Origin of the sequence: Salinibacterium sp., assembly GCF_031364185.1 — a bacterium.
GTDB lineage: Bacteria > Actinomycetota > Actinomycetes > Actinomycetales > Microbacteriaceae > Rhodoglobus.
Map to the genome: position 1 here is coordinate 1 of NZ_JANLVV010000395.1, position 1,594 is coordinate 1,594.

General features: G+C 64.1%; 2 protein-coding genes. Both read left to right on the forward strand.

Annotation, left to right across the window (positions count from 1 at the left end; translation table 11 throughout):
• Positions 1-155: 155 nt before the first annotated feature.
• Positions 156-1,196: a transporter gene (locus RMN95_RS16835; RefSeq protein ID WP_309618056.1), complete on the forward strand. Its 1,041-nt coding sequence runs from the start codon at positions 156-158 to the stop codon at positions 1,194-1,196.
• Between the two features lie 55 nt (positions 1,197-1,251).
• Positions 1,252-1,494, forward strand: coding sequence for a PLDc N-terminal domain-containing protein (locus RMN95_RS16840; RefSeq protein ID WP_309618057.1), 243 nt, complete (start codon positions 1,252-1,254; stop codon positions 1,492-1,494).
• The last annotated feature ends 100 nt before the right edge of the window (positions 1,495-1,594 follow it).

The window sequence follows — 1,594 nt, forward strand, 5'->3', positions numbered from 1 at the left end:
GAGCTTCCTTTGTTCGCCGAAATCATCGGCGGCGTCATCATCGTGCTGGGTGTCGCCGGCATCAGCCAGGGCGATCGACTGCTGACCCGCCTTCGACGAAACGCACAGCCTCACGTCACCGCTCACCAGAAGACAACGGCAACGGGAGTCGGCAGATGACCGACAACACAACAACTCCGCGCATCCCGCTCAACACCCTGGCCATCGCCTTCGGCCTTGCCGGTCTGGCAGAAGTATGGACGTTCGCGTCGGCAGCACTATCACTGCCTCCACTCATTGGCGACACGCTATGGATGCTTGCCGCCGTTGGCTGGGCGTGGCTCATGGTCGCCCACCTTCGCCGAGGCCACACGAGTTCCGAATCCCTCCTCCAGCAGCTGCGAAACCCCGTCCAGGGTCCGATCGCGGCGCTGGCGCCCGTGGTCGGGATGCTGCTCGCGGCGGAGCTGTTCACCGTCTGGCCCGTCGTCAGCCGCATCCTGGTCATCATTTTCGTCAGTCTTTCGGCGATCCTTGCCGGCTGGCTCATCGCCGAGTGGTGTGGGGGCGGCATCCCCCTCGACGCCATCCACGGAGGCTACTTCCTCCCCACCGTGGCAGGAGGGTTCATCGCGGCAAACGCCGCCGCGGCCACCGGACTGACAAGCCTTGCGGTGGGCGCATTCCTCGTTGGCGCTTTCTTCTGGATCGTCATGTTCGCGATCATCGTGGCGAGGCTGATGTTTCGACCGCCACTGCCTAACCCCTTGGTGCCGACCCTGGCGATATTCCTCGCCCCTCCCGCCGTCGCAGGGATCGCTTGGTTCCGGATCACCGGGGAGACCGGAACGATCGAATACGGGCTGGCCGCAATCACAGCGGTGATGGCCCTCATCCAACTGGGGCTCATTCCCCGATACCTTTCCCTCCCGTTCAGCATCGGGTTTTGGTCATTCACCTTCCCCGTCGCAGCGGCCGGATCGCTCGGCATCCTCTGGCTGACCCGGCTTCATCCTGATGGCTGGGAAGCGCTGGTTGCAGCCATCGCCGCCGGGGTCACCGCGCTTATTGTCGGCATCGCCGCACAGTCGATCACCAGTGTGCGCCGCGACTCACGCCGCCAGGTTGCTCCCGCAACCGTTGTCGTCGCCGATCACGAGCCGGGATCCCCGATAGCAACGCCATCCGCACACAACAAGAAGATTGAGGTTAGCTAATGGTCATCATCCGAATGCACGCCGCGAGCAAAGCGATTTCACTGGCGGTGGCACTATGAGTTCCATCGAACCGGTTCACGTCGTCGCCTCCATCGTCGTGTTCGTGGCCTGGATTGCTGTGTGGATCCTCGCGATCGCCAGCATCCTCCGCCGCCCGAACGTGACCGGATTCGAACGCGGTGTCTGGATCGTCGTCGTAATCGTCTTCCCCTTCGTCGGCCCGTTGATATGGGCGCTCTGGGGGCGCACGCGAAGCAGACTGGTCCCGTTGAGCCCAGACGGGTCCCCGTCAAGGTAGCTGAGGCGGGATTCGACTCCCCTACTGCGCCACCGCCACATCGCTGCGCGATGCCCCGGGCTGCACAGCGGGGGCCCACGAGCGGCTTCTCAATCCGCCT